The 24,913-nt window shown below is 45.8% G+C and carries 27 protein-coding genes; 18 read left to right on the top strand and 9 right to left on the bottom strand.

The genetic code is table 11. The annotated features are described in order from the left end of the window. Positions 1 to 29: 29 nt before the first annotated feature. Genes LZT21_RS08405 through LZT21_RS08390 form a run of 4 tightly spaced genes read left to right on the top strand, consistent with a single transcriptional unit; the run spans position 30 to position 2,840 of the window. Positions 30 to 947 (top strand): DUF6662 family protein, encoded by a 918-nt coding sequence (locus tag LZT21_RS08405; RefSeq protein ID WP_233924155.1) that lies wholly within the window; start codon positions 30 to 32, stop codon positions 945 to 947. An 11-nt stretch (positions 948 to 958) separates the two neighbouring features. Then, positions 959 to 1,498: an FMN-binding protein gene (locus tag LZT21_RS08400; RefSeq protein WP_233990238.1), complete on the top strand. Its 540-nt coding sequence runs from the start codon at positions 959 to 961 to the stop codon at positions 1,496 to 1,498. Further along, entirely contained in the window at positions 1,499 to 2,347 is an 849-nt protein-coding gene (locus LZT21_RS08395; protein ID WP_233937265.1) for an FAD:protein FMN transferase, read from the top strand. Next, positions 2,340 to 2,840, top strand: coding sequence for a hypothetical protein (locus LZT21_RS08390; protein ID WP_233937264.1), 501 nt, complete (start codon positions 2,340 to 2,342; stop codon positions 2,838 to 2,840). Before LZT21_RS08395 ends, LZT21_RS08390 begins: the two co-directional genes overlap by 8 nt. Here the strand turns inward: LZT21_RS08390 and LZT21_RS08385 are convergent. Continuing rightward, positions 2,812 to 3,363, bottom strand: coding sequence for a carboxymuconolactone decarboxylase family protein (locus LZT21_RS08385; RefSeq protein ID WP_233990236.1), 552 nt, complete (start codon positions 3,361 to 3,363; stop codon positions 2,812 to 2,814). The genes LZT21_RS08390 and LZT21_RS08385 overlap by 29 nt on opposite strands. Before the next feature lie 46 nt (positions 3,364 to 3,409). Next, positions 3,410 to 4,426, bottom strand: a complete 1,017-nt coding sequence (locus tag LZT21_RS08380; protein ID WP_233924150.1) for a tripartite tricarboxylate transporter substrate binding protein — start codon at positions 4,424 to 4,426, stop codon at positions 3,410 to 3,412. A 181-nt stretch (positions 4,427 to 4,607) separates the two neighbouring features. Here LZT21_RS08380 and LZT21_RS08375 point away from each other — a divergent pair, with 181 nt between their 5' ends. The 7 genes from LZT21_RS08375 (at position 4,608) to LZT21_RS08345 (ending at position 10,997) form a co-directional block, all read left to right on the top strand. Next, positions 4,608 to 5,384, top strand: a complete 777-nt coding sequence (locus tag LZT21_RS08375; protein ID WP_233924149.1) for a sulfurtransferase — start codon at positions 4,608 to 4,610, stop codon at positions 5,382 to 5,384. A 95-nt stretch (positions 5,385 to 5,479) separates the two neighbouring features. After that, the gene (locus LZT21_RS08370; protein ID WP_233924148.1) at positions 5,480 to 6,484 is read left to right on the top strand and encodes a tripartite tricarboxylate transporter substrate binding protein; all 1,005 of its coding nucleotides are present in this window, start codon (positions 5,480 to 5,482) and stop codon (positions 6,482 to 6,484) included. Between the two features lie 28 nt (positions 6,485 to 6,512). Beyond that, the gene (locus tag LZT21_RS08365) at positions 6,513 to 7,886 is read left to right on the top strand and encodes an MmgE/PrpD family protein (RefSeq protein WP_233924147.1); all 1,374 of its coding nucleotides are present in this window, start codon (positions 6,513 to 6,515) and stop codon (positions 7,884 to 7,886) included. A gap of 19 nt (positions 7,887 to 7,905) precedes the next feature. Continuing rightward, positions 7,906 to 8,880: a D-2-hydroxyacid dehydrogenase family protein gene (locus LZT21_RS08360; protein WP_233990234.1), complete on the top strand. Its 975-nt coding sequence runs from the start codon at positions 7,906 to 7,908 to the stop codon at positions 8,878 to 8,880. A 1-nt stretch (position 8,881) separates the two neighbouring features. Further along, complete coding sequence (locus tag LZT21_RS08355) at positions 8,882 to 9,421, top strand: chromate transporter (RefSeq protein ID WP_233924145.1); 540 nt, start codon at positions 8,882 to 8,884, stop codon at positions 9,419 to 9,421. Further along, positions 9,418 to 9,939, top strand: coding sequence for a chromate transporter (locus LZT21_RS08350; protein WP_233924144.1), 522 nt, complete (start codon positions 9,418 to 9,420; stop codon positions 9,937 to 9,939). Before LZT21_RS08355 ends, LZT21_RS08350 begins: the two co-directional genes overlap by 4 nt. 59 nt (positions 9,940 to 9,998) lie before the next feature. After that, entirely contained in the window at positions 9,999 to 10,997 is a 999-nt protein-coding gene (locus tag LZT21_RS08345; protein ID WP_233990233.1) for a tripartite tricarboxylate transporter substrate binding protein, read from the top strand. Positions 10,998 to 11,033: 36 nt separating this feature from the next. On the opposite strand, the gene ygiD is transcribed toward LZT21_RS08345, so the two are convergent. The 3 genes from ygiD to LZT21_RS08330 form a co-directional block, all read right to left on the bottom strand. After that, positions 11,034 to 11,813: a 4,5-DOPA dioxygenase extradiol gene (gene ygiD / locus LZT21_RS08340; protein ID WP_370634817.1), complete on the bottom strand. Its 780-nt coding sequence runs from the start codon at positions 11,811 to 11,813 to the stop codon at positions 11,034 to 11,036. A gap of 11 nt (positions 11,814 to 11,824) precedes the next feature. Further along, complete coding sequence (locus LZT21_RS08335; protein WP_233924141.1) at positions 11,825 to 11,962, bottom strand: hypothetical protein; 138 nt, start codon at positions 11,960 to 11,962, stop codon at positions 11,825 to 11,827. A 94-nt stretch (positions 11,963 to 12,056) separates the two neighbouring features. Further along, entirely contained in the window at positions 12,057 to 12,221 is a 165-nt protein-coding gene (locus LZT21_RS08330; RefSeq protein WP_233924140.1) for a hypothetical protein, read from the bottom strand. Between the two features lie 28 nt (positions 12,222 to 12,249). On the opposite strand from LZT21_RS08330, the gene LZT21_RS08325 reads away from it, so the two are divergent. Further along, the gene (locus LZT21_RS08325; RefSeq protein WP_233924139.1) at positions 12,250 to 12,918 is read left to right on the top strand and encodes a site-2 protease family protein; all 669 of its coding nucleotides are present in this window, start codon (positions 12,250 to 12,252) and stop codon (positions 12,916 to 12,918) included. A 7-nt stretch (positions 12,919 to 12,925) separates the two neighbouring features. Beyond that, a complete protein-coding gene (locus LZT21_RS08320; RefSeq protein ID WP_233924138.1) occupies positions 12,926 to 14,131 on the top strand; it encodes an MFS transporter in 1,206 nt (401 codons plus the stop codon). Positions 14,132 to 14,138: 7 nt separating this feature from the next. On the opposite strand, the gene LZT21_RS08315 is transcribed toward LZT21_RS08320, so the two are convergent. Next, the gene (locus tag LZT21_RS08315) at positions 14,139 to 15,080 is read right to left on the bottom strand and encodes a 3-hydroxyacyl-CoA dehydrogenase family protein (RefSeq protein ID WP_233924137.1); all 942 of its coding nucleotides are present in this window, start codon (positions 15,078 to 15,080) and stop codon (positions 14,139 to 14,141) included. Positions 15,081 to 15,084: 4 nt separating this feature from the next. Next, complete coding sequence (locus LZT21_RS08310; protein WP_255696489.1) at positions 15,085 to 16,863, bottom strand: IlvD/Edd family dehydratase; 1,779 nt, start codon at positions 16,861 to 16,863, stop codon at positions 15,085 to 15,087. 91 nt (positions 16,864 to 16,954) lie between these two features. Between LZT21_RS08310 and LZT21_RS08305 the strand changes: the two genes are divergently transcribed. The 4 genes from LZT21_RS08305 to LZT21_RS08290 are packed head-to-tail and all read left to right on the top strand — an operon-like array spanning position 16,955 to position 21,856. Continuing rightward, positions 16,955 to 17,908 carry a 2-hydroxyacid dehydrogenase gene (locus LZT21_RS08305; protein ID WP_233924136.1) on the top strand — a complete coding sequence of 318 codons (954 nt, stop codon included), beginning with the start codon at positions 16,955 to 16,957 and terminating at the stop codon, positions 17,906 to 17,908. Next, positions 17,905 to 18,825 carry a dihydrodipicolinate synthase family protein gene (locus LZT21_RS08300; protein ID WP_233924135.1) on the top strand — a complete coding sequence of 307 codons (921 nt, stop codon included), beginning with the start codon at positions 17,905 to 17,907 and terminating at the stop codon, positions 18,823 to 18,825. Before LZT21_RS08305 ends, LZT21_RS08300 begins: the two co-directional genes overlap by 4 nt. Positions 18,826 to 18,861: 36 nt before the next feature. Beyond that, the gene (locus LZT21_RS08295; RefSeq protein ID WP_233937258.1) at positions 18,862 to 19,812 is read left to right on the top strand and encodes a TAXI family TRAP transporter solute-binding subunit; all 951 of its coding nucleotides are present in this window, start codon (positions 18,862 to 18,864) and stop codon (positions 19,810 to 19,812) included. A 28-nt stretch (positions 19,813 to 19,840) separates the two neighbouring features. Then, positions 19,841 to 21,856: a TRAP transporter fused permease subunit gene (locus LZT21_RS08290; RefSeq protein WP_233924133.1), complete on the top strand. Its 2,016-nt coding sequence runs from the start codon at positions 19,841 to 19,843 to the stop codon at positions 21,854 to 21,856. On the opposite strand, the gene LZT21_RS08285 is transcribed toward LZT21_RS08290, so the two are convergent. Together LZT21_RS08285 and LZT21_RS08280 are read right to left on the bottom strand one after the other, a co-directional pair. Beyond that, entirely contained in the window at positions 21,853 to 22,986 is a 1,134-nt protein-coding gene (locus LZT21_RS08285) for a mandelate racemase/muconate lactonizing enzyme family protein (RefSeq protein ID WP_233990231.1), read from the bottom strand. The genes LZT21_RS08290 and LZT21_RS08285 overlap by 4 nt on opposite strands. Positions 22,987 to 23,038: 52 nt before the next feature. Next, positions 23,039 to 23,287 (bottom strand): hypothetical protein, encoded by a 249-nt coding sequence (locus tag LZT21_RS08280; RefSeq protein WP_233924131.1) that lies wholly within the window; start codon positions 23,285 to 23,287, stop codon positions 23,039 to 23,041. Positions 23,288 to 23,417: 130 nt separating this feature from the next. Between LZT21_RS08280 and LZT21_RS08275 the strand changes: the two genes are divergently transcribed. Then, positions 23,418 to 24,905 carry a M23 family metallopeptidase gene (locus LZT21_RS08275; protein WP_233990229.1) on the top strand — a complete coding sequence of 496 codons (1,488 nt, stop codon included), beginning with the start codon at positions 23,418 to 23,420 and terminating at the stop codon, positions 24,903 to 24,905. Positions 24,906 to 24,913 lie beyond the last annotated feature (8 nt).

Below are 24,913 nucleotides of genomic sequence, written 5' to 3'. Positions count from 1 at the left end.
TTCATCAACGTATTCACCAAGGAGAAATAATGGCAGTAAGAAAACAATCATTCCCGCTAGGCCTAAAACAATACCTCTGTGCTGGCCTAATTTCAGTCAGTAGTTTAGCAAGTGCGGGTGAAGGCCTATTTGGGTGGATTTATACCCTTGATTTACAACCCAAAGGTAGCCTCGAGTTTGAGCAACGCTTGCAATTAACAACTGGTCAAGCGAACGGGAAATACGATTTTTGGTATTCGCGTTCTGAGCTGGAATACGGCCTAACGGATGATATTCAAGTGGCGGCTTATCTCAATGCCTATTCAGTTGATGCCTCGCAAAATTACCTTAATCCTGAGGTTTGTGGTGATGCCGTCTCTTGTACTTCTGGGTACGGGGTTCCAGATAGTGCCAATGAATTTGATGGCTACGGTAAAACTGGCTTAGATGGCGGCTCATTAGAAGGTATTTGGCGGATTACCAACCCTGTTACTCAACCTATTGGCGTGGGAATTTATTTAGAACCTACTTTAGGAAAACTGAAAAATGCATTTGAGTCGCGCCTTCTAGTGCAAGCTAACTTTATTGATGATCGTTTAATTTTGGCCGGCAACCTCGTCTTAGAAAATGAGCAGTTGAAATCGACTGGCGAAACCATTCCTGAATCGTTAATTGATGTTTTACTCGGGGCAAGCTACCGATTTGCGCCTAAATGGTCAGCTGGTATTGAGTATCGATATCACACCGATTACAACAGCTATTTCTGGCAAAACCAAGTGCAAACTGCCAACTTCATTGGGCCCAATTTGCACTATGCGGATAAAAATTGGTGGGCCACCCTTGCTTGGCGTTACCAAATAGATGGGCAATGCATGGGTGAAGGTACGGCAGAGTGCTCTGGAGGCAATGTCTGGGATAGCCATGGCACGAATGAAATTATTGCCAAAATTGGTTTTCCATTTAGCTAAGAAATCGCAACATGCTTTGGAAACCTAGTTCAATTATGTTTTTGACGGGGGCTAGCGTTATTAGTGGGGCTAGCCTCGCCCACGCCAAGATTTATATCTCGGCCGAACAAGCGCAAAAAATCATCTTTCCTAGTAAGAAATTTACTTTGCAGCCGATGATTATTCATTCTTCACTTCAAGCCAGCATGAAAAAAATATCTGGGGTGCACTACCCCTTTCGCGGTGAGCACATTTGGCATGATCAAGCAGGTAACTATCTTATAGTCGATGAAGTCGTTGGCAAACATGAAATGATTCGCTATGCCGTTGGTATAAGCTCTACAGGACGCATTCAGGGGGTTGAAATTTTAGAGTACCGAGAATCATATGGCTATGAAGTAGCTGAGCAGCAATGGCGCCAACAATTTGTAGGTAAAACAGCGCAAGACCCGCTTAAACTCAATCGCGATATCCAAAATATTTCAGGGGCTACTCTTTCTAGTAAGCACATTACTGATGGTGTAAAGCGGGTGATGCATTTCTATGAAATAGCGCTTAAGGTTGCCAACTAAATGAACCAAACTGATTGGCGAAGTTTAAAGCGCTGTAAACCCTTATTAGGCACCTATGTGGATATATCTGCGCATACCTACACAGGACATTCGATTGCATATCGCGATCTTAAATACTGCATCGAAAAAGCTTTTACTACTATTAGCGAGATCCAGAGCAGACTAAATTTTTATGCAGACGACAGTGAGCTTTCACATTTCAATCGCTTAGTACATTTAAGGCCACTAAGCATCTCGACTGAATTAAAGACAATCTTATTAATTGCCCAACAGATCTTTGTGCACTCTGCTGGTTTATTTAACTGCGGAATTGGTCAGCGCACCATTAAATTAAAAAAAGCGCGGGCAGCCTTTGGTGATCTGGCTGATCTGGAATTTCTTCCCAATGGCCTAGTTTATGCAAAACGACCTTTATGCTTAAATCTAGGTGGTATTGCAAAAGGGTATGCGGTCGACTGTGCGGTCGAAAATTTACTGCAACAAGGGGTTGCTGCAGGTTGTGTAAATGCTGGAGGAGACCTCAGAGTATTTGGCGCAAGTGGACAAAAAATTTATATTCGCCTGCCGCATCAATGGCAAAGTTTGATCGAGTTAGGTGAATTACAAAATGGTGCAGTTGCTAGTTCAGCTAATTATTTTTATCGCCACGATCAAGCACAAACAGAACGTCAAGGCATTGTTCACCCTACAGCAGGGTTACGAAGTGACTCACCCCATTCCTATTCAGTTATAGCGCCGCAGTGTGTACATGCCGATGCCTTAACTAAGGTATTGATACTTTCAAATGATGTAAGGCATCCCTGCTTTGAGCGATTTAGCGCTAAACCTGTGATTTTTTACCATGAATAAAGTTGCTCCAAAAATGAAGTCGCCCAGTCAGTCTTTAACAAAATCTACTCTTAAGGTGATGCCAAACTGGCAGAGGCACTTAAGTTATCCTAGTTTTTGTATTTGCATGGGGAGCGGTCTTCTCTATCTGCTTATTCAAGAATGGGCTACTGAACTTAGCTTTGTGGCTAATCGATGGGTACTTATTTTGCATGGGGTATCGGCAATGGCAGTAACGATTATTTTTGGTGCCGCTCTGCCCCTACATATTCGGCTTGGCCTGCATTTGAATAAAAATATTCTCAGTGGACTTGGTTTCACTACAGTCCTGATGGTGCTAATGATCTCTGGTCAATTACTCTATTACGGCAGTGGCGATACTCGCGAATGGGTCATTACTGCACATTGGCTTATTGGAGTGTTAAGCATATTAATTGCTTACTGCCATATTGTGAAGCGCTCAGGGAGCAAATGTAGTGTCGCGCTTAAGCGGGGGGATGATCTTCAGGGTTAATATCAAGCGCGATGAGAAAACGTGAAACCATATTGTAGGCGGCGATCACGCTTACCAATTCCACCACTGCCGTATTGCCTAAGGCTTTTTGTAAATGGTTGATAACGGTTTTATCCACCACTACATCACGCGTCATTTGTAAAGTGAGCTTCACAGTATCAAGTTCTACTGCATTAAAACGCTCTTGTGGAAAGCTACTCTCGCCAATGTGACGTAGGGCCTCTACTTGCTCTTCGGTGCCGCCGGCTTTACGAAATGGCGGAGCATGATGAAAAAACTCATACTCCGCACCATTTAACACGGCCACACCACACATTGCTAATTCACGTAGCTTTGGATCCAGCGATAAATTTTCCCGAATTTCACCAATAAATGCGTTCCAGCCCCGTGCCACAGGAATGCTATGCAAAAGCATGCGGTCTAAATTAATCAATTGTCCGCCACGACGTTTACGAATTGCGGCCACTAATTCAGCCGGCTCTGCGATATCAAGTGGTTGATAGTTAATGGCGCGATTGGTCATCAGCTAGCTTTCTGGAGAGTTAAGGTGACTAAATGAACGGTATTAATTAAGGCGTATCTTTAATACCATTTTCGATCACAAACTTACCCCATAGGGCAATCTGCTTACCAATCCAATCTTTAGTAGCTTCGGGTCCGCCAGCCACAATCTCAATGCCTTGAGCGCGCAATTTATCGGCGACTGCTGGGCTTTTTAGCGCTTTAGTAACCGCTTGATTCATCGCATTCACAATCGCTGGTGGCGTTTTAGCCGGTGCTAATACCGCCCACCATGCTGGCGCATTAAATCCCGGGAAACCACTTTCTGCAATCGTGGGAACTTTCGGTAATTCGGCAGTACGTTTAGTAGTAGTGACTGCCAAAGGAATAACACCACCGCTATCGATATGCGGCTTGACTAAAAACACCGAGCCAATAGCAAGGGGCACCTGGCCACCCAGAATATCTTGCATTAAAGGCCCACCCCCCCGATAAGGTACGTGTACCCAATCAAAGCCTGCAGTTTTGGCTAAACGCGCAATGGCTAAATGCCCTAAGCTACCGACCCCAATTGAGCCATAGTTAAACTTTTTCTTGGCTTTCGACTCTTCCACTAATTGCTGAAAAGTTTTAATTCCCGAGTTTTTACTAGCTACCAAGACCATAGCTGATGTGCCAATTAAGGTAACTGGCGCAATGTCAGTGATGGTGTCGTAGGGTAATTTATCTTTGATACTAGGATTCACGCCATGTGTATCAAAAACAATTGCAAAAGTGTAACCGTCAGGATCTGAGCGCACCATCGCCCCAGTACCGATTACGCCAGAAGCACCACCAATATTTTCCACAATCACATTTTGTTTGAGTTCAGCCTGAATAGCGGGCGCCAAAATTCGCGCCACCTGATCAACCGAACCGCCAGGAGGAAAAACCGCAATCAGACGCACTGGTTTTTGGGTCGGCCAAGTGCCTAAGCCAGCAGCAATGCGACTGGTTTGGCTAAAGGCGTTGAACCCGAGCAAACAAGCTGCAAGGCCAAAAATAAAGCTAAAAAGGCAGGTTTTTAATTTGCTTCGGTAACTCATACTCATCTCCTAAATACAGCGTTTTGCGGATCTTTATACCTTGTTTGGGCTCGCTTAGGGTTGACAATAGGCTTGTTTAGACTAAGCCTCGCCAGCAAGCAAGCGCCTCAGTTTAACCGCCTTCGCGCTCTAGCGCAGTGCGCCCTCGATAGTCAGTATTCATCTTGTTTGATAATAGGGTATGTCGCCCATTTTAAATATTGCTAGTTACCAATTTGTGGAGATTGAAAATCCCAGCGAATTGCGCCAAAGCGCTTTGGCAGAGTGTGAGCGCCTTCATTTGAAGGGGACCATCTTACTTGCACCTGAGGGTATCAATTTATTTCTCGCGGGCACTGAAAATGCCGTGCGTACTTTTGTCGCTTGGCTACGGAATGATCCGCGCTTTGCCCAAATTGAAGCGAAAGAAAGTTGGTCTGATGTGCAACCGTTTCGTCGATTGCTGATCAAAATTAAAGCAGAAATTATCCGCATGAATCATCCCACCATTCAACCTAAAAAAGGTCGCGCCCAATTTATTTCCCCTCAACAGTTATGTGCTTGGCTAGATCGTGGTGCCGATGATCTGGGTCGACCAGTAGTCATGCTCGACACCCGTAATGGCTTTGAAGTGGAATACGGTACTTTTATAAATGCCCTGAACTTGCAGCTTGAAAAATTCAGTGACTTTCCTGCCGCAATTCAGCCGCACCTTGCAGACTTACAAAATAAAACCGTCGTCAGCTTTTGTACGGGCGGAATTCGCTGTGAAAAATCGGGTATCTACATGCGTGAATTAGGTGCCCAACATAGCTATCAATTAGAGGGTGGGATCTTGAAGTATTTTGAAGAAGTCGGGTCAAATCATTATCAGGGCACCTGTTTTGTTTTCGACGAACGTGAAGCACTCGAGCCAAATCTTGCAACTATTGGTCTTGAGCAATCGATCCGCAAACAACGGATTAAAATAGTAAAATAACCTTGTAAATATTTCTAGCTCTCAGCAAAGTCTTAAAAAAAAATAGAACAAGAAATATAATTAACATAATAAGCATAATATTCGGGGATAAATTCATGAACCAACTAGTTAATCGGCTACCGCCGATTTTTTTATCTATACAAATAGTTGCGCTGGGCTGTTTTACTTTGGGTTGGTCCCTATCTGGGCTAGCACAACCTGCTCCCTACCCTAATAAATCGATTCGTTTGCTAGCACCAGTTGCTGCTGGTGGCGGCCTTGATAAAATTGCCCGCACTGTGGCTGAACGCTTAGGTCATGCTTTAGGGCAAACCATCATCGTTGAGAACCTCACTGGCGGGGGCGGCATTATTGCCTCGCAAGCGACTGCCAAAGCTGCTCCTGACGGCTACACCCTGATGATTGGTTATGTCGGCACCCATGGCACTAACCCTGCAGTCCGCAAGCTTCCTTATGATGCAATTAAAGATTTCACGCCGATTGGCATGATTGGCGCAACTCCAAATGTCCTCGTTTTAAACATGTCCATACCCGCAAAGAACGTGAAAGAATTTATTGCCTATGCTAAAAAAAATCCCGCTAAATTAAGTTATGGTTCAGCTGGCCCTGGTACTCTCACGCATTTATCAATGGAACAATTTAAGAATGAGTCGGGTATTTATTTAGTTCACATTCCTTACCGAGGAATTGCTCCGGCTTTTACTGATTTAATGGGTGGGCAAACCCAAGCGATGTTTCCCGCACTCTTTGCTGCGCTGCCCTATATTGATACCGATAAAATTCGCCCGCTTGCCGTAACTGGCCCAAACCGAAACCCGGCGATTCCCAATGTGCCCACTTTTAAAGAGCTCGGTTACGCTGGGTTTGAAGGTCAACAATGGTACGGTATTGTTGGTCCCGCAAAAATGCCTGAAGTTCTTGTCAATAAATTAAACATGGAATTGAATAAGGTTTTAAATAATCCCGAGTTTGCGGCGAAGTTAACCAGCGAAGCATTAGTAGTCATGCCCATGTCATCCAGCCAATTTGGGCGTTATATGGCCGACGACATTGCCCGCTGGACTAAAGTTGTCAAAGACCGAAAAATCGAAATCGAATAAATAATTAAATAAAGCGCTAGAACCCATCATGTCAAACACAATTCAAGCAGCAGCCGATCTTAACGCCCCACCTGTTACCCAAATTCTGGCTGATTTTGTTGCCAAGCATCCCAGTCGGGGCTGGACTCCTGAAGTCGAACATGAAGCCCATCGCACTTTTTTAAACTGGCTCGGCTGTGCAATTGGCGCAGCTCAACACGAAAGCGTTGCCACATCATTAGCGGCAATTCAAGAATTTCAACCTGCCCCACAAGCCACTATTCTGGGCCGCAAAGAACGGGTTGATATGGCGGGTGCGGCGCTAATTAATGGCATTAGTTCGCACACCTTCGACTTTGACGACACCCACTTAAAAACTGTGATTCATCCTGCTGGACCCGTAGCCTCCGCTATTTTGGCTTTAGGCGAACATATTAATACCAATGGTCGTAAGCTGATTGATGCGCTGGTTTTAGGGATTGATGTTGAATGTCGGATTGGTAATTGTATGTATCCCGATCACTACCATCGTGGTTGGCACATTACCAGCTCAACTGGAATGTTAGGCGCAGCCGCAGCGAGTGCTCGCTTAATGGGGCTCAATGCCCAACAAACTACCATGGCACTCGGAATTGCCGCTTCGCAACCCATTGGGATGCGGGAACAATTTGGCACGATGACTAAACCATTTCATCCTGGTGGAGCGGCACGAGCAGGTCAACTTTCAGCTTTATTAGCAAAACACGGCTTTACTGCTAGCAGTAAAGCGCTTGAGGCTGGTCGAGGATATGTCCAGACCGTTTCAACCAAAGCCGATTGGTCTGAAATCGAGCGCGGTCTAGGTAAGGTATTTGAAATTTCCCTTAATACCTATAAACCTTTTGCTTGCGGCATTGTGATTCATCCAAGTATCGATGCGTGTGTACAACTTAGAGCGCAAGGCGTGAAGCCAGATGAAGTAGAACGCCTTGAAATAAAAGTTCATCCTTTAGTGTTAGAACTAACTGGCAAGAAAACCCCGCAGCGGGGTCTTGAGGGTAAATTTAGTGTTTATCATGGTTGTGCTGTTGGGCTTATTTTTGGTCAAGCCGCTGAAAGTGAATATGCTGATGACATCGTTACCCGTGCCGATGTCGTTGCTTTGCGCGATAAAGTTCATGCCACGATTGATGCTTCAATCAGCGAAGCAGCAGTTGATGTCACGGCCTTCTTAAAAAGTGGGCAGCAAGTGCATGTGTTTGTTGAACATGCAATTGGATCGATTGAAAATCCCATGAGCGATGCCCAACTCGAAGCTAAATTTACCAGTTTGGCGGAGCCCATTATTGGCAAAGAAAAAACCCAGCAATTAATTGCAGCACTATGGAGTCTGGGTAAAGCGCCCGATTTACACACCATCTTGCGCTTAAGTATTCCTTCGTAACACTAGAGGAAATATGCAGATGAAAACGCGTCCAAATATCGTCATTCTAGGTGACTATGAGCAAGCCATTCGCCGTTTCTCAAATTGGGATGCACTTGAACAACGTGCGAATCTAAGCTTCCATCATCAACCGCTTCGCGATGAGGCGCTCTTTGAGGTAATTAAAGATGCTGATGCCATTGCGATTGTGCGCGACCGTGCGCCCTTAAATAAAGCCCTCCTCAAGCGCTTAAATAAACTCAAATTTTTGATGTTTACTGGCGAGCGTAATGGCACTCTTGAAGCTACTGCGCTAGTCGAGCGCAATATTCCTATGGCTTGTTCCCCTGGTGGACCATCAAAAGAAACTACTGCCGAATTAACTTGGGCTTTAATTTTGGGTGCTTCTAAACGCCTACTTGAACAAAATCAGTTAATCGTCCAAGGTGGCTGGCGTGACGCACTATCTGTTCTGCCAATGCTGAGTGGCGAACGCTTGGGCATTATTGGTTTAGGTGCGATTGGTAGTCGAGTAGCCCGCGTCGGCCAAGCCTTTGGCATGGAAGTGGTCACTTGGAGCCCACGCATGACTGTAGAGCGCGCAGCAGCTGAGAACACAAAATCTGTCACTCTTGATGAGCTACTTAGTACCGCAAAAGTCGTCAGCCTGCATTTAGTAGCTGGGCCTCATACCAAAGGTTTAATCAACGCGGAAAAATTAGCTCTGATGCGATCCGATGCCATTCTGGTGAACACCTCGCGCGCTAGCTTAATTGATATGCAAGCCCTGCCTGCGGCCTTGGCTTACGGTCACCCAGGTCAAGCCGCAATCGATGTATTTGATCTTGAACCACTACCTATTGGTGATCCTTTGCGTAAAACCCCCAATTTATTAGTTACGCCCCACTTAGGCTTTATTGCCGAACCTATTTTTGCCGCCTTTGCTGACGGCATCACGCAAACCTTAATGGCCTGGCTCGATAACAAACCCCTACCGCATCCATTTAAGCCTTAACTTGAAATCAGTCAGTCCCAAACAACTATTTATTGGCTTTACCAAAATTGGATTATCGGGCTTTGGCGGCGTGCTACCTTGGGCGCGCAGGACTGTTGTTGAACAAAATAAATGGTTAACCGCGCATGAGTTCAACGCCATATTAGGTATATGTCAAATCGTGCCTGGGCCTAATATTATGAATTTAGCCGTTTGCATTGGTTCACGCTTTGCTGGTGTCAAAGGTGCTATTGCCGCAGTAGCAGGCTTGATGCTGGGTCCAATCAGCTTGGTATTGGTGTTAGCGGCACTCTATGATCGGTACGGCTACCTGACTGCAGTCCAAGGCGTCTTGCGTGGCATCTCTGCAGTTGGCGTAGGGTTAATTGCCGCCACTGGCTTCAAAATGATGCGCGATGAATTTCACTATCCGCTGATGTTCATTGTGGTAGCAGTCACGTTTGTCGCAGCAACCGTATTTCACTTAGCGCTTGGCTGGGTGGTACTTATCGCTCTGCCGCTGGGCTTGTGGCTCGCGTGGGGTAAGGTTAAGCAACCATGAGCGTCCTTCTCGGTCTATTTCTTCAATTCTCGGCTTTTTCTTTAATTGCCTTTGGCGGCGTCAATGCCTTACTACCCGTGCTCTACGATATATCAGTCAACCAAGAGCATTGGATTGATGCCCAAACCTTTGCCAACTATTTTGCCATTGCACAAGCAGCCCCAGGCCCTAACTTTATGACTGTCACCTTAATTGGTTGGCATGTTTACGGCGTATTTGGAGCCTTAGTGGCGACTCTGGCTATTGCTTGGCCCTCTTCTATTCTTATTTTCTGGTTACAACGCTATATTCAGAGTATGAAAAATGTGCAACATCAGCAAGCTATTCAGTATGCGGCGGCGGCCCTCGCAATTGGTTTAGTGCTTGCTTCCGCGTGGCAAATATCCTGGCAAATTAATCATGGGGTCGTAGCTTATGTCATTACTCTGGGCACCCTTGCTATCATGCTGCTAACGCCTTGGCACCCCTTATGGCTTATTTTGCTGGGCGCCCTATGCGGTTTATTCGGTATTATTTAAGTTATTCCTATTTCACTTGAACGTACTAATCTCAATTCCTTCAAAACGTGGAGCATGACATGTCTAAACTAAACAATTTACCTTGGGTTCGAATTGCCTTCATTGCGCTGGGCTTAATCGGTGCTAGTTGCAATATCAGCCTTAGTCATGCACAAGCAGACTATCCCACTAAGCCGATTAATTTCATCGTGCCTTATGGTGCTGGTGGCGGTGCAGATTCACGTAGCCGTCAAATTGCCCTGCGCATGAGCGCAATTTTGAAGCAAAGCATCATCGTGGAAAATAAAGCTGGTGCTGGCGGTAATATTGGTACCGAATTTATTGCCCGGGCTGCGCCAGATGGGTACACCATCGGCATGGGGAATTTTGCCCCCCTAGCCGTTAATAAAAGTTTATTTGGTAATTTACGCTACGATCCTGAAGCCGATCTCGTACCGATTGTATTAATCGAAAAAGGGCCTTTAGTTTTAGTGGTTAATCCTAAATCGCCCTATAAAACTGTGCAAGATATTGTTGCTGCGGCTAAAGCAAAGCCTGGTGTTCTGACTTTTTCTTCTGGGGGTATCGGTGGTAGCCACCAACTTTCAGCTGAAGTATTTATGGATAGCGCCGGTATAACAATGATTCATGTACCTTATAAAAGTGGGTCTGCAGGTCTAACCGATTTAATGGCGGGTAATGTTGATATGATGTTTGATCAAATGTATTCAGCCATGCCAAGCATTAAAGGCGATAAATTACGCGCCTTGGCTATTACCAGCAAAAAACGTTCACCCTTGTTGCCTAATATCCCCAGCTTCACCGAGCTTGGCTACCCCAAAGTTGAGGTGCTCAATTGGCAAGGTTTGGTCGCCCCCAAAGGCACACCCAAAGCAATTATTGATAAACTCAATGCAGTGGCCAACGAAGCATTAAAAGATCCCCAGTTTCGTGAATTGATGCTTGCGCAAGGTAATGAAATTGGCGGTGGTACACCGGCAGACTTTGCAGCACTGATTAAAGCAGAAGCGGCTAAGTGGAGTGCAGTAGTAAAGGCTCATAACATCAAGCCTGAATAAATTTGGGACAGCCACTAGGGTCAAAAAATAGGGGTCCTAGTGGATGATGAAGCTCAACATACTAATTGAGCTCATTTCAATTCCATCAGTAATGACAGTAACTTTTTCACCTGGCTGCTGTAAAGCTAGCGGATAAAGTGCCGGCCAATAATGCTCAGGTGTTGGAATCGCTAAGCGGGCCGCCTCACCAAGACTTTCGTAGTCAATTAAAGCCTGATACTGGTTTGCTTGCAACGCCTGTAAAAAGAAATGATTAAACTCCAGAGCCCAAGGATAAGGGGTAGCATCTGCCTGCCAATGAATGAGGCGTAGGTTATGAACTACATTGCCACTCGCCAGAATTAAAATATTTTCTGCTCGCAGGGGGGCTAATTGACGAGCTAAATCGTAATGGCCTTGCGCGTCTAAGCCGCCATTTAAACTCATTTGCACTACTGGTATATCGGCTGCAGGATAGAGGTAGCGCAGTACCGACCAAGCACCGTGATCGATACCCCATTCATTTTCTTCTAAAACCACTGCGGTCAGCGGTGCTAATAAGGTTTTTACCCGTTGCGCTAAATTAGGGCTGCCAGGAGCAGGGTACTGCAACTGAAATAGGGCATCTGGAAAGCCACCAAAATCATGAATTGTTTGGGGCATTTGCATTGCGGTAGCCCAAACGCCGCGGGTTAACCAATGGGCTGAAATGACTAAAATCGCGTCGGGACGAGGGAGATTTTTTCCTAATTCGGCCCAAGCTTTGGTATGCCGATTAGCCTCAAGCGCATACATAGGGCTTCCATGGCCAAGAAAAACAAGGGGTTGTAACTGTATACGGTTAACGTTTATCTAAAAACGTATCCAATATGGGCAGCAGTAATCGCAAACAAAATAGCCAAGCTCGTTGCTACCGCAAGCATTACAACTAAAACAATAATCTTACGATTAATTGCCGATTTTTCCTCACCATGCCATTCATTCATTTTGATCCCCTAGTGCATTCCTCATATTTGAATTATCCCCTATTCAGAAGCCAAGCTCCTACTTCTGCCACCTAAGCGCCTCGCTTCGTGATTCTTAACGCCCACGGCCAGCCTTGCGCATCATGCCCTTGCCGCCACCAAAGCCTGCCTGCGGACGCCCGCCTAAGCTCTGTGGGCCTTTCGCTACAGGACGTGCCGGGGGTTTACCCGCCGCTGGCTTGGCTGGATTCTTACTTGCTGGTTTCTTTTCTTCCGTCACAATTTGCTCCTATCGATATCATATTGTCATGATTACTGACTATTCTATCCAAGCTGTCGCCATTAATGCAATTCCGCTCATTTTTGCCATTACCATACATGAGGCAGCCCATGGTTATGCGGCTAAGCGTTTTGGCGACAACACGGCATACATGCTAGGCCGAGTGACCCTTAACCCAGCCAAGCACATCGACTTGGTGGGCACCATCTTAATCCCCTTAGCACTTATTTTAATGGGGTCTTCGTTTTTAATTGGTTACGCGAAACCAGTACCTGTTCGCTTTGACCATTTACGTAACCCCAAAATCGATATGATTTGGGTTGCTTTGGCTGGCCCCGGCTCGAATTTTATCCAAGCCATCGTCTGGGCCTTTCTCTGGATTACCTTGCAAGGATTCGGTATCGATGAGACTTTTTTTATTTCCATGGCTAAAGCAGGGGTGCTCTGGAATATTGGCTTGCTAGTGTTCAATTTATTTCCCTTGCCACCATTAGACGGTGGCCGAATTTTGTCTGGCCTCTTACCCGTGCGTCAATCCATTGCTTTAGGAAAAATAGAGCCCTGGGGATTTTTTATTGTGCTCGGTTTAGCTTTCACCGGTTTCATTACCACTTGGTGGATGCAGCCGCTCAGTGCTTTTTTTATTTGGTTGCTCACCCTCATTACTTCGCCGCTACGACTCCTCTTTGGAGCATAAACTCGAGATGTCCACTCGCCAAGCTTTTCAAACGCTTTTAATCTACCGCATAGGCGTCACCCTCAACTACCAAATTATCATGGTTGCAGTGGGTTGGCATATTTATGAGCTAACGAATAGCGTGGTGTCACTGGGGTTAGTTGGCTTAGCGGAGCTAGTACCCTACTTTGCTTTTGCGCTTTACTCAGGTCACGCAGTCGATACCTACTCGCGACGTTTGATTGCGGCCATTGCCTGCTCTATTCATATCGGTGTAGCCTTTTTTCTGGTGGCTATTGCGCTCAATTTAATGAGTCCACCAGTACCCCTTATTTATACGGCAGTTGCCTTTCTAGGTATCGGTAGAGCGCTGATGCGCCCCTCGTATACGGCCATCTTTGGCCAAATTATTCCGCGTGCAGAACTCACCCGCTACACCGCGCTCGCTTCTTCGGTATTTCAAATTTGTGTGGTTGCGGGGCCCGGTATCGGCGGCCTACTCATTGGCTTTGCTGGTCTATCGTGGACTTATTGTCTAGCTGGACTCTGCGCTGGAGTCGGCTTGTATGGTGCTTGGCTTATTCAAGCGCAAAAACCGCAGCTCAGCACGGTAAGGGCTCATTTTTTTACGAGTTTTTTAGAGGGCTTTAATTATGTTCGTAAGCACGAGTTAATTTTAGCGACAATGGCCCTCGATATGTTTGCAGTTTTGCTGGGGGGTGCGGTGTCAATCTTGCCAGCTTTTGTGAAAGAAGTTTTACATGCTGGACCAGAAACTTTAGGTATTTTACGTGCCTCACCCGCACTCGCGGCAGTGATTACAGGCGTTATCTTGGCTCGCAAACCCATGCTATATAACTCGGGCCGTTATTTATTAATGTCGGTTGCGGGCTTTGGCTTGGCCATTGTTGGCTTTGGGCTGTCGACTGAGTTATGGGTAGCGGCAAGCTTCTTAATGCTATCGGGCTGCTGTGACTCAGTATCGGTGGTCATTCGCGGTTCGATTATGCAGCTCACTACCCCGGATCAAATGCGTGGCAGAGTCAGTGCTATCAACGGTATTTTTATTGGCTCTTCGAATGAACTCGGCGCACTCGAATCAGGCATTGCTGCCAGCTTAATGGGTCTAGTGCCCTCAATTATTTTTGGCGGAATTGCCACAATTGCAGTGGTAACCTGCACTTACTATCTTGCCCCACAATTGCGCCGCTTACATATTGCCGATTTATCTTAAAAATAATTTATTTAATTTCAGGTAATTCTTTTTGAATTAATTGCAAGCTAGCCCTTAAAAGATTGTTATAGCGCTCTCGCTCTGCTCGAATCGTTTCTGGCGTCCATTGAAAAAACCCCTCACCGGTTTTCATGCCCAATTTGCCATGGGCTGCAGGCTCTGCTAAGCATTGCGCAATTTGTGGAGAATTGTTAAGCGATGGATAAATGCTCGCGCCTGCAGCGGCATGAATATCAAGGCCGGCATGATCACGCTGTAACACGGGGCCAGCAGCTAAATAACGAAAGCCAAAGCCAAAGCGCACCGCTTTATCAATATCCTCCAAACTTGCAATACCTTCATCCACCATCCAAAAGGCTTCGCGTGATAAAGCATGTTGCAGCCGGTTGGCTAAAAAACCAGGTAAATCTTTTTTTACCCTCACTGGCACCATGCCGCATGCCGTCATGAGGCGTGACAGACTTTCGCCGACAAGTGGTGACGTTTTTGGACCATAAACAACTTCGACACAGGGCACCAAATGCGCTGGCATAAAAAAATGCAGTCCAATCATACGAGCTTGCGTTTTTAAATCTGTACAGATCGCGCTAATTGGAAAGCTTGAGCTATTGCTCGCTAAGACTGTTTCAGCTTTAGCGCGTTTTTCTAATTCAATAAATAAGGCTTGTTTAATATCTAAGCGCTCGGGAATACACTCAACGACTAAATCGACTTCAGACCAATCGACGTCATTCAACGAGCCTGCTGTCGTCAAAAGATGGATGCGCTGCTCGTAGCCCAACTCGATCATTTGATTAGCAAAGTAAGTAGGTAAAGCTGCACGGCGTTCGGTGGTGAGTTCACATACTTGCGTAGCACAGCCACCGCGGGCAAATACGGTTGCCACATCAGCGCCCATCGTGCCGCCGCCAATAATTAATACTTTAGTTTCAGCTGGAGTAAATAACATCACACTATTCCTTAATTAGGGGTGCAGAACGAGTTGCTACAGGCACCATAAAATCAAAATCACAGCCCACATCGGCTTGTGTAACAGTCGTTTGGTAAAGCCGACGATAACCTGTCGCTGGAATCTCTAAGCGTGCTTCAGGGGCGCCTAACTCGGCTAAACGTTGCTTAATTTCTGCCTCATCGACTAACAGTGTGATGCTGCGCTTAGGTACATCTAATTCAATCATGTCACCGTTACGTACCGCTGCAAGTGGTCCATTTTCAGCAGCCTCTGGAGTAATATGCAAAACGATCGTGCCAAAGGCAGTACCACTCATCCGTGCATCGGAAAGACGCACCATATCTTTCACTCCAGCTTGGGCTAATTTTTTGGGGATCGGTAAATATCCCGCCTCGGGCATTCCTGGGGCGCCTTTTGGACCCGCATTTTGTAACACTAAAATATCTTCCGCTCGTACATCTAAATCATCGCGATCAATACGCGAAGCTAAATCTTCTAAAGAGGTGAATACCACAGCGCGACCGCGATGCTGCAATAAAGCAGGGGTCGCAGCCGAGTGTTTAATGACGGCTCCGCGCGGGGCTAAATTGCCTTTTAAGACCGCTAAACCTCCGACAGGGAAGATCGGCTCGGCAGCGATCCGAATCACCTTTTTATGACGCGCCATACTTTTATTATTTTGTGCTGATTCTATTTCTTCGCCTAGGGTGCGACCACTAATCGTCAGGCAATCTAAATAGAGATGGGGTTTTAATTCTTGCAAGATCGCCATCAAGCCACCATCTTCGTACAAATGTTCCATGTAATGGCTACCACTCGGTTTTAAATCAACCAGAACTGGCACATGACGACCTAAACGGTCAATCGCCTCTAAGTCAATCTGTATTCCTAGGCGTGCGGCAATGGCAGTGAAGTGAATCAAGGCATTGGTCGAACCACCAATCGCATGCAATACGGTAAATGCATTCGTAAAAGCCTGTGGAGTCAAAATGGCCTGACTAGAAAATGTACTAGGATCAGGTAATTGCGCCAGCTCGACTGCACGCCGACCAGTGAACTCGGCAAGACGAAAGCGTTCAGCCATCACTGCGGGTACTGCTGCCGTTCCCGCTAAACTCATGCCGGCAGCCTCAGTCATGCAGGCAATCGTGCTAGCCGTTCCCATGACCATGCAGGTACCCGTCGTCGGGGCTAATTTTTCATTCACTGCATCAATTTCAGTCTGATCGATTTCATGCGCACGAAACTTTGCCCAGTAACGCCGACAATCCGTACAAGCCCCCAAACGATCGCCTTGATAAGTGGTGGTTAGCATGGGTCCTGTGGGGATCACAATAACTGGCACTGCTACGCTAGCTGCAGCCATTAATTGCGCTGGAATCGTTTTATCGCAGCCCCCAATTAACACCACTGCATCAACGGGCTGTGCACGGATCATTTCTTCCGTATCTAAAGCCATCAAATTACGTAAGTACATACTGGTTGGGAAGGCAAAAGACTCATGAATCGAAATAGTAGGAAAAACCATCGGCATGCCGCCAGCTTGCATCACACCACGCTTGGCAGCCTCAATCATTTGGGGCACATTGCCGTGACAGGGGTTAAAGTCGCTGAAGGTATTCGTAATACCAATAATTGGGCGGTCGAGGGCACTATCGCTATAACCCATCGCCTTAATAAAGGCTTTGCGTAAAAATAGTGAAAATCCCGCATCGCCATAGCGTGTCAGCCCCTTAAGCATGCCGCGGGAGGTAGTCTTGGCTGGATCGGAATTGCTCAATGGTTTGCCCCAAAAGTGGTTAATGAATCAGGGTAGCAGGATTAAGAAAACACTTACAATGTGCCATTATTTCAAAAAAACATAAAGAGACATGATTCCCGTCAATTCGGTGCTCCAAGTCGGCCCATTTTCAGGCCCCATGCAAGCGGAAATCGATCGCCGGATCGGTCATGGTAACTATGGTAAGTTACTTAATCCGCTCGATAAACCGCCCCTTGGTGTATTTAAGGCGATCCTCACCCGCTCGCCTACTATTCTTCCCATTAGCCTTTTAGAACAATTGCCAAAATTAGAAATTATCGCCAATTGTGGGGTTGGTTACGATAATTTGCCGCTAGATTACTTGCAGCAAAAACATATTATTGCTAGCAATACACCTGGGGTTCTTAATGATGCAGTCTGCGAATTGGCAGTGGGTTTGCTGTTGGCATTAATGCGCCAAATACCCGCTGCAGAACAGTATTTACGTGCCGGCACTTGGAGTAACGGGCCCTACACCTTAACTAGCAGTTTGGCTGGCAAGCGGGTGGGTATCGTCGGCCTTGGCCGTATTGCCCTCGATTTGGTTGAGCGTCTCAAGCCATTTAAAGTCCATTTGAGTTATTGCGGTCCGAATCAAAAAAATGTGCCCTACACCTACTATAGCGATATCGTCAGCTTAGCTGCCAATAGTGATATTTTGATCATGCTGTGCCCCGCTGGGCCAAGCACCGCAAAAATCGCGAATGCGGCGGTGTTTAAGGCCCTCGGACCCACCGCTTATTTTATTAATATTGCCCGTGGCAGTGTGCTAGATGAAGCCGCGCTCTTACACGCACTAGAAAATAAGCTGATTGCTGGAGCCGCCTTAGATGTATTCGAAAATGAGCCCACTCCTAATCCTGAATTTTTTAAATATAGCAATGTTGTACTCACGCCGCATATGGCTAGCGGTACGAATGAAACCCGCATTGCCATGACAAACTTAACCCTCGATAATCTCGACGCTTTTTTTCAACAGCAGCCCCTTCTTACCCCAATACCATTTGATCTGGAGACCTTATGAAAACGATTGCCTCTTCCCTGCCAACTATTCTTTCGCCGGTGTTAACTCCATTTAACGCAGATGGCAGTCCCAATTCCAAAGTCTTATTAAAACAATGTCAATGGTTATCAAAAAATGGCGTTGGGCATGCCGTTTTTGGTACTAATTCCGAAGCAAATTCCATGTCGGCCACCCAAAAATTGCGGGTACTTGATGATTTATTGGCGGGCGGGCTCGATCCAAGCCAAATGATGCCAGGTACCGGTGCTTGCTCCGTCGATGATGCTGTCACCATGACTAAAGCTGCAGTCAAGGCTAAATGTGCCGGCGTTTTAATGTTGCCGCCCTTTTACTATAAAGATGTTTCAGACGATGGATTGTTTGCTTACTTTGCTGAAGTGATTGAAAAAGTTGGTGATAGCGCTTTACAAATTTATGTTTACAACATCCCGCCTGTGAGCAAAATTGGTTTGAGCTTAGATTTGCTCGAACGCTTAGTCGAGGCCTTTCCAAAAACCGTAGTCGGCATTAAAGACAGTTCGGGCGACTGGGATTACACTGAATCGGTGATTAAAGTATTAGCTCCTACTGGCTTTCGCGTCTATGCGGGCAGCGAAATATTTTTACTGCGTACCATGCGCGCTGGCGGAGTGGGCTGTATTTCTGCTACAGCTAATATCAACCCAAAAGCCATTGCCGATTTAGGCGCCCACTGGGAAGATGCTTATGCTGATGAAAGTCAGGCGGCTTTAGACAAGGTGCGCGCAGTGTTTATGCAATATCCCCCAATGGCCGCCATGAAAGCAGTGGTTGCCCACTTCAGTAAAGATCCAGGTTGGTTACGTATGCGCCCACCTCTCGTCACCTTGCCAGTTGAGCAGCAGAAAAAATTAATTGCTGAATTAGCAGCCATTAATTTCACCATGCCTGGACTGTGATTTCCCCACGTTTATTTTCCTCTTTGGAGACACTTTATGAAACTATCTAAATTACTTTTTGTACTTACTGCATTCTGTTTTTCTAGTGTTCAAGCGGAAAATTTATCAATTGCCACTGGTGGTACTGGGGGGGTGTATTACCCCATGGGCGGCGGGCTTGCAGCGGTGCTTTCTAAATATATTCCCAATATGTCGGCTACTGCTGAGGTCACTGGTGGCTCGGTTGACAATTTGAATTTGATTGGCACAGGAAAACCGTATGTTGGATTTTCAATGGCCGATGCGGCTAAAGACGCGCAAATGGGTGAAGGTAAATTTGTAAATAAAAAAGTCGACTTACGTACGCTCTTAGTACTCTATCCCAATTTAATGCACGTGGCCACAGTAGAGTCAACTGGTATTAAAACCATGAAAGATTTAAAAGGTAAGCGAGTAAGCACTGGAGCCCCAGGTAGCGCTACTGAGATTATGGCCTTTCGTGAGCTCGAGGCAGCTGGGCTGGATAAAGATAAAGATGTGAAACGCGAACGCCTCAGTGTTGCTGAATCCGTCAACGCAATCAAAGATCGGAAAATTGATGCCTTCTTTTGGGTTGGTGGTCTGCCAACTGCAGCAGTTACTGATTTAGCCAATAGTCCTGGCATGAAAATCGTCATGATTGATAATGCAGATGAAGTCGCTGCGATGAATAAAAAGTATGGCAACCTCTATTTTCCTACCGTCATTCCAAAAACAATTTATAGCGGCATGGCCAAAGATAACAAAGTGGCAGCGGTGGCCAATATTTTGGTTGTCAACGCTAATATGTCAGATGCAGAAGCCTACCAAATTGTCAAAACCATTTTTGATCATAAACTCGATTTAGTGCGGACCCATCAGGAATACATTAACGTCACTTTAGAAAATCAAAAAACCAAATCTACGCCAGTAGCCTACCATCCTGGTGCTTTAAAGTACTTCAAAGAAAAGAAATTAAATTTGAATTAATCACCCGCTTCATTTAATTAGGTCAATCATGGAACAAGTGCCCATTGATAACATCACTCAAGCCAAACTTGAGTCATTTATCAAACAAGAAGAAGGTGATGCAAATGATTACCGTGGGTGGTTAGCAACCTTTATTACTTTGGCGGCAGTTGGCATGTCGCTATTTCACCTCTACGCGGCCTATGCCATCGTGCCTACCCAAGTACTGCGCACGGTGCATGTGGGTATTGTGTTGTTTTTGGTATTCCTCAGCTTTCCGTTTTTAAATCGCTTTAAAAATCGTTTGATGTGGTGGGATGTGCTGTTAGCCGTTGGCTCAATTGTGATTGCCTATTACATCTTAAGTAGTGGCGATGAGTTTGCTGATCGTAATACAGCCCCTAATCCCACGGATGTAATGTATGGCATTGCACTAATTTTAATGATTCTAGAGGCTGTGCGTCGCACCAATGGCTTAGTCTTAGTCGCGGTTACGGTCTGTTTTTTACTTTATGCCCTTTTTGGCAATCATTTACCTGCACCTTGGACACACAAAGGTTACGACCTAGATCGCCTCGTAGGCTATATGTACATGACGCTTGAAGGTATTTATGGCACAGCTGTAGATGTTTCGGCAACCTTAATTATTCTCTTCACTATTTTTGGGGCTTTTTTACAGTTCACTGGTGCGGGTAAATTTTTTATCGATTTTTCATTCGCTGCTATGGGTGGTAAATCGTCGGGTGTGGGGCGCACCATCGTCTTATCGTCATTTTTACTTGGCGGCCCATCAGGCTCTGGAGTTGCAACAACTGTTACCGTTGGCTCAGTGGCAGCGCCAATGCTCGAAAAAGTGGGTTATGAACGCAATGCGGCTGGCGGTCTTTTGGCTGCAGGCGGGCTGGGAGCCATTATCTCGCCGCCGGTATTGGGGGCGGCAGCATTTTTGATTGCTGACTTCTTAAAAATTTCTTATCTCGATGTACTGCTAATGGCTAGTATTCCTACGGTTTTATTTTATCTTGGTCTTTTTGTCATGGTTGAAATTGATGTACGTAAATACGGCATGAAAGATATTCATTTTGAAACAGCTGAAAGTGCCTGGTCTTTAGCCAAAAAATACTGGTATCACTTCTTTTCCTTGATTTCTATTGTGGTCTTCATGATGTATGGTTTTTCTCCCATCATGTCGGTCTTCTGGGCTACAGTGGTATCAGCTGCATCAAGCATGCTGCGGCGAGATACCGCAATTATTCCGTATGCCTGGTTTACCGGTAAATTGCCCTTCCTATCAGGACTGTATCAATCTAACTTAATTAAAGCCCTAGCCGCTGGCTCTACTGGCGTTCTAGCCATTGCGGTGACCTGCGCTGGCGCGGGCTTAATTGTTGGCACAGTCACCCTGACTGGCTTAGGTCTTAAATTTAGTACCATCGTTATTCAATATGCCGGTGGCTCTTTATTACTAACCACTATTTTTACGGCTCTGGTAGTTTGGGTGGTTGGTCTAGCTGTTCCAGTAACTGCTTCGTATATTATTTGCGCAGTTATTGCAGCCCCAGCACTAATTAATTTAGGTGTGCCGGCTTTTGCTGCCCACATGTTTATTTTTTATTACGCTGTACTTTCGGAAGTATCTCCACCTACCGCGCTCTCGCCTTTTGCAGCGGCGGCTATTTGTAAAGGTAACCCCTACAAAACCACCATGCAAACGTGGAAGTATGTTGCGCCAGCTATTTTGGTGCCCTTTATGTTTACTTTAGACAAGTCGGGCACTGCTTTACTGCTGATGGGGTCTATGGAGGCCTTAAGCAAAGCGAATTGGGCTGATATTGCTTGGGTCTCTTTTACCGCCGCAATTGGTGTTGTCTGTTTGGCCGGCGGCTTACAAGGCTGGTTTATTGAAAAGACTAAATGGCTCGAGCGCACTATTATGGTGATCTCGGGTGTGGCCTTAGCTTACCCATCAACTGAAGCAGATTTAATTGGCTTTATTGGCTTTGCGGTCGTTCTAGCAACCCAAGTTCTGCGACACTTCCGAATCCAGCGATCCCAGATTACTTAAGCGATGGTAGTCCACGCTAATTTACCTGCCAACTTTTTAATTTCCACTTCATTAAATTCAAAACCTAAACCAGGGCTTTGGTGCAAAATTAAATCGCCGTTGTTGAAGCTTAATTGCTTATTGATAAGGCGCCGGAAATTAAGCACCTGATCGTCAGCAAAAAACTCGACAAACCGCGCATTTGGTGTAGCTGCTACTAGCGGTGCGTGTAAATCATGAAACCAGTGTGGACAAACGGTGATGCCTTTAGCATCGGCATAATTCGCAATGCGCCGCCATTCTGAAATGCCACCACAAACCGCTGCATCGCTTTGTAAAATGCCTGCACCACCCGCGTCAATGAGCTCACGAAAGCGCCAGCGGCCAGCCTCAATCTCTCCAGTGGCTACGGTAATCATGGTGCTACGGGCTAAAGCGGCATGCAAATCAATGGCATCAGGTGAAAAGGGTTCTTCAATCCAATATGGGTCATAAGCCTCAAACCGCCGTAGATAATCTAAAGCAGTAGGTAGGTCGCGCCAAGCATTATTGGCATCTAACATCAATAAAATATCGGGGCCAATTGCCTGACGAGCCGCCTTCACTCGCGCCTCTTCCTCGCGTGGCGAGAGGCGACCTACTTTCATTTTGACCGCTTTAAAACCTAACTTAAGATAGGACTCCATTTCTTTACCTAATTTGGCTGGAGTCTTGCCTGCCAAATAGTAACCGCCACTAGCATAGGCGGGCACCCGATCATTGACCACTGCCCCTAAGTAGAGATGCAAAGGTAAGCTAGCGGAACGGGCATTCAGATCCCAAAGGGCATTATCTAAAATAGAAATGCCACGCATCACCGAACCTGTACGACCCTGTAATACTGATTCGTTATACATGTCTAACCACAACCCTTCACTTCGGTGGCTTTCTTGACCTAGTAATTTGGGGGCCAGTAATTGCACTACGGCAATCTTGGCAATCTCACCAGCGGCGCTACCAACATAACAAAAACCGATACCCTCAAGCCCCTCTTTACTACGCACTTTTACCAAACAATAATGGCGCTCAGAAACCGTACGGGTTGAGAATGAAGTCACTTGATCTAAAGGAACAGCAATGACAGCAACTTGAACCGATTCAATAATAGGCATGGGGCTCTCTTAAAAAAACTTATTGTAGCCATATTTAAAACGCGAATTGGGCTTAATGGCTCGCCGCATCCTTGCTACATTTAAGCACATGACTATGCCGTACTGCACCAGTTAATTTTTTTTCATTGGCGCTCGCCTCGCAAGCCGCTTTAATATCTTTTTCACATTTTTTTAAAAAGCTCGATTTAGCCGCGCCGGTTAATTTTTTTTCAGTTGCACTGGCGGCACACGTTTTAGCTAATCCACTTGGTAGATAACTGCTAGCGGCAATCAGTACTACTAAACCGAGGTACTTGCGCATTTAACATCCTTTTTGCAACGAGGGTACTAGGTAGAACTATGTAGGTAATTATGCCTACTATAGCTATCTAAAATGTTGCAGCACAGCAAAAATAACTAGCCCAAGTCTAACAATATTAGATAATCTAGCGGTGATTGCACTTCTCCATACCCTGCGCGTTTTTAGACTCAAGGCCTTACTGCTTGTTTTATGTGGATTGATGGGGGCTGCGCTCGCTCAAACCCCAGCTTCCAACAAACCCTCAGTTGCGTCTAATGAAGGTAACCCTAATCAAAAAAGGGCTCCTATTGTTGTTAAAGAAAGAAAGCCCACTATTAACTCAAGTAATACAGCGAAAGCGAATAAGGGCGTTAACCCTCAAACTGGCGGCATTCAAGATCGCTCTAAAACGGGTCTAGAAGTACGCAAGCTGAATAGTGCTTTAGTGGATTCAAATGCCCAAGATGATGTGCTCATTACTGGCGCCGGGAATTTAGATTACCGGGTAGAACGTGGCTGTGCCCGCCGTAACTTTTTCGATGGCCAACTACTAGAACAAATTGGGGTTGAAAATAAACTGTTCAATGCTTTTTTTGCAACCCAGGCTAATGCTTTTTTTGCCCGCGTACGGGGAAATTGCATTCCCTATGCTTTAGCACTTGGGAAGCGAAATCGCTTCGAGTCCTTAAGTCTTTTAACGGGTAATGAACGTGACTCTAAAACAGAAATTTGGACTTTTACACCCTCAGCATTTGATGGTTTTTTATTACAACAAGAGCCTTTAGTGAATGAATTGGGGCGCTTAACTGAAATTGAAATCCCATTAAAGGCGGTTCTCTATGACCCAAATCAAGTTGAAAATAAATTACCAATTGAATTAGTCTGGGAATTAAACACTGTGGTGAAACAAATTTATACCGAAGAAAATAACATCACAGAACAAACTAATAACATCGTCCGCGTGATCGTAGATTATGGCGATCGCGAGCAATGGGCGCAAATTTGGGCGGTGGAAATTATTGCCCCAAGCACAAAAGAGGTTTTGGCTAGTGCTTTTTGGCTCAATCGCAACGAGCTCCCTGGAGGCTTTTACACCCCTAATGGTGAATCGATAGAACGAACCATGTGGACTAATCCCCTCAGTTATCGGCGCATCTCGCGTGGAGTGGGAATGGTTCCTGCAGGGCGGAAAAAAGTGCCTGCCGTAACTAGTAAAAATAATACTGTACAAGCGCCACCTACTAACTCGAGGTATCGAGCGCATATGGGCATTGATTACTCTGCCCCTATTGGTACGCCCGTCTTTAGCGTGGCTACTGGCAAGGTTGTAGCGCGCGGCTATAACGGGGCTTTTGGTAATCTGATTATCTTAGAACACCCAGGCGGATATCGAACGTATTACGCCCACCTCAGCAACTTCAATGCGGAATTAGATGTAGGTAACGAAGTTCGGCGCGGTTTTGAAATTGGCTATGTCGGCAATACAGGTCGCTCAACTGGCCCCCACTTGCATTTTGAATTACGCAAAGATGGGGTTTACCTCAATCCATACAATCCTAAGTTACAACTCGACTTATGGACCATGTTAAATAGTGATAGCGGACAATTCACTAAATTACTATTACTTTTTGGCAGTTAATTATTTTC

The sequence above is a fragment of the Polynucleobacter sp. IMCC 30228 genome, from assembly GCF_021395205.1.
Classification (GTDB): domain Bacteria; phylum Pseudomonadota; class Gammaproteobacteria; order Burkholderiales; family Burkholderiaceae; genus Polynucleobacter.
This window is presented reverse-complemented; position numbering and strand designations above follow the sequence as displayed.